At 72.7% G+C, this 3,058-nt stretch carries 2 protein-coding genes and 1 pseudogene; 1 reads left to right on the forward strand and 2 read right to left on the reverse strand.

What is annotated here, in order from left to right; genetic code table 11:
* Nucleotides 1-488: pseudogene (locus EHS43_RS41345) on the reverse strand (hypothetical protein); the annotation flags it as partial.
* A 433-nt stretch (nt 489-921) separates the two neighbouring features.
* Here EHS43_RS41345 and EHS43_RS41350 point away from each other — a divergent pair.
* Nucleotides 922-1,578: a bifunctional DNA primase/polymerase gene (locus EHS43_RS41350; RefSeq protein WP_125195651.1), complete on the forward strand. Its 657-nt coding sequence runs from the start codon at nt 922-924 to the stop codon at nt 1,576-1,578.
* 81 nt (nt 1,579-1,659) lie between these two features.
* Here EHS43_RS41350 and ftsY read toward each other — a convergent pair whose 3' ends face one another.
* Nucleotides 1,660-2,856, reverse strand: coding sequence for a signal recognition particle-docking protein FtsY (gene ftsY, locus EHS43_RS41355; RefSeq protein WP_125195652.1), 1,197 nt, complete (start codon nt 2,854-2,856; stop codon nt 1,660-1,662).
* Nucleotides 2,857-3,058 lie beyond the last annotated feature (202 nt).

Below are 3,058 nucleotides of genomic sequence, written 5' to 3' on the forward strand. Positions count from 1 at the left end.
AGCCAGCGCTGCATGGGCTCGATGAGGGACGGACCCGCGGACAGGGCCAGCGAGCTCCCGAGGAAGCCGCGCCGCGCCAGCATGAGGTCGCTGCGCGAGAACTCGCTGAGCAGGGCCACGGTCTGCGGGCCCGTCCAGGGAAGGTCGACCCCGGTCGTGGACGGGGACTGGCGGGCGGCGCGCAGTCCGAGGTCCTCGACGGAGACGACGCATCCGAAGCGCTCGGAGAACAGCTCGGACAGGATCCTGGGGATGGGTTCGCGGGGGTTCTCGCCGTCCAGCCAGCGGCGCACCCGCGAGGTGTCGGTGGAGATGTGGTTGGCGCCCAACTGGCGGGCCCTGCGGTTGACCTGGCGGGCGAGCTCGCCCTTGGACCAGCCGCTGCGCACGAACCAGGAGGTGAGCAGCTCGTTGGGGCGCTTGTCGGGCTGGGAGGAGCTCTGCGCGGCGCTCCCGGCGCCCGTCCCGCTTCCACTGTTGCCGCCCACTGGAACGCCCCCATCCCTGAGACCACTTGTCGCCGAGTGCGCCAAGCCTTATCAGAATGCCGGTAAATACGGCCGTTCGTCCGGCGGTTGTCAGCCTTCGAACGGGGAACCGACTTGCCTCCGGCATACCCACAAGCGCATGCGCCCCCAGGACTCGTGCACTCAAAGTAATCCTACGATCACGCGTCCAGCCATGGCGATCCCGGAAACGCCACCATTCGCCACCCCTTCGAATGAACTCACGGTCGCCTCCACACGATTCACTTGACACAGACCGAGCGGGATGGGCGGAGCGGTGCACTCGGGGGCGCACAGACCTCGGCACACCACCCTGGGCACTTCCGGGCGCCACCGTCGCCCGGAAGGGGCAACGGAGAGTGACCGGACGCGTCCGCCTCGTAACCACCGGCGCGCTGGACCCGTTGGAGGGGGCATGGGCTTCACGATCGGCGGAATTCGGGAGATTCGTTCCGGTACGCGCAGGCGCGGCCGCTCCTCGGAGTGCACCGCCGTCGCCGAGTTCACCGGACTCTGGGGCTGGGACGTCGTCCCGGGCGCGCGGGCCGCGGCCGGCGCGTGCTCCTGCGGCCGCGCGGACTGCCCTCAACCCGGCGCCCACCCGCTCGGCTTCGCCCCGCCGGTCCCGGCCGGTGCCACGCTCGACGAGGTGACCAAGGCGTGGTCCGAGTTCCCCGGCGCCTCGGTGATGCTGCCGGTCGGCCGCGCCTTCGACGTCATCGAGGTCGCCGAGCCGGCCGGGCGGCGCGCCCTGGTCCGCCTGGAGCGCATGGGCCTGCCCCTCGGTCCGGTGACCGCGACCCCCGAGGGCCGCGCCCAGTTCTTCGTCGCCCCCGGCGCGGCCTCCGATCTGGCCGAGCTCCTCTACCGCATGGGCTGGGACGACGCCGCTTCCCTCGATCTGCGCGGCCTGGGCCCCGGCACCTTCGTCACCGCCCCGCCGTCGGACCGGGGCGGCCTGGGTCCGGTGCGCTGGCTGCGCCCGCCCTGTCTGGACACGGCGACGAAGCCGCCGGCGGCCCGGCTGCTGCTGGGGACGCTGGCGTACGTGGCCCACCGGTCGCGCGCGTAGCCGTACACAGCGAAGCGCCCGCTCCCGACTGCACCTCGGGGGCGGGCGCTTCTTCGCGTGCCGACGGCGACGACCGGCGCTCTACTCGCCGATCAGCGCGTCCACGAACGCCTCCGGCTCGAACGGCGCCAGGTCGTCCGCGCCCTCGCCCAGGCCGATCAGCTTGACCGGAACACCCAGTTCGCGCTGGACCGCGACCACGATGCCGCCCTTGGCGGTGCCGTCCAGCTTGGTCAGGACGATGCCGGTGATGTCGACGACCTCGGCGAAGACACGCGCCTGCACCAAACCGTTCTGTCCCGTCGTGGCGTCCAGCACCAGCAGCACCTCGTCGAGCGGGGCGTGCTTCTCGACGACCCGCTTGACCTTGCCGAGCTCGTCCATGAGACCGGTCTTGGTGTGCAGACGGCCGGCGGTGTCGATGAGGACCACGTCGACCCCCATCTCCTTGCCCTCCTTCACCGCGTCGAAGGCGACGGAGGCGGGGTCGCCGGCCTCGGGCCCGCGCACGGTGTGGGCGCCCACCCGCTCGCCCCAGGTCTGGAGCTGGTCGGCGGCGGCGGCCCGGAAGGTGTCGGCGGCGCCCAGGACGACACTGCGCCCGTCGGCCACGAGCACGCGCGCGAGCTTGCCGGTGGTGGTGGTCTTGCCGGTGCCGTTGACCCCGACGACCATCACGATGCCGGGCTTGCGGTCCTCCGGCTCGGTCCGGACCGTGCGGTCGACCTCGGTGCCGACCAGCTTGAGCAGTTCCGCGCGGAGCAGTCCGCGCAGTTCCTCCGGGGTGCGGGTGCCGAGCACCTTCACCCGCTCGCGCAGCCCCTCGACCAGCTCCTGGGTGGGGGCCACGCCGACGTCGGCGGTGAGGAGGATGTCCTCGATCTCCTCCCAGGTCTCGTCGTCGAGGTGCTCGCGCGACAGGAGCGTGAGCAGCCCCTTGCCGAGCGCGTTCTGCGAGCGGGAGAGCCGGGTCCGCAGCCGGACCAGGCGTCCGGCGGTGGGTTCCGGGATCTCGATCCCGGCCGCCGCCGGGAGCTCTTCGGTGACGGGCGGCGCCGAGCCGCCCGGGAGATCGACCTCCTCAATGGTCCGGCGCGGTTCCTCGCGCGGCGTCTCGGCCTCGTCGCCGACGTGCGGCTCGGCCGGAGGGGCGGTGATGTCGGGCGCGGCGGGAGGCGGCGGGGGCAGCGGCTTCTTGCGCCGGCTGCCGACGACGAGCCCGCCGAGCACACCGAGCACGACCACGGCGATGACTACAGCAAGGATGACGGTTTCCATAACCCGTCCAGTATCCATCCCGCCCCCGCCGGGGCGACGGCGCCGCTTCGCCGGTCAGGCGAGTCGGTGCCGCCTCGGCCGTACGGCGACGATCGCGGCCTCGGGCCCGCCGCACACGACACCGCCGAAGCCGCCCGTACTGAACCCGGCCGGACGGGTCAGCGCCCTGCCGCCCTTTTCCCTCGCACCACTCCCCTACGCC

This window comes from Streptomyces sp. RP5T (genome assembly GCF_003933965.1).
Classification (GTDB): domain Bacteria; phylum Actinomycetota; class Actinomycetes; order Streptomycetales; family Streptomycetaceae; genus Streptomyces.

Coding starts and splice junctions, on each gene's coding strand:
- EHS43_RS41350 (WP_125195651.1), top strand. CDS start 922: ATGGGCTTCACGATCGGCGGAATTCGGGAGATTCGTTCCGGTACGCGC.
- ftsY (WP_125195652.1), bottom strand. CDS start 2,856: ATGGAAACCGTCATCCTTGCTGTAGTCATCGCCGTGGTCGTGCTCGGT.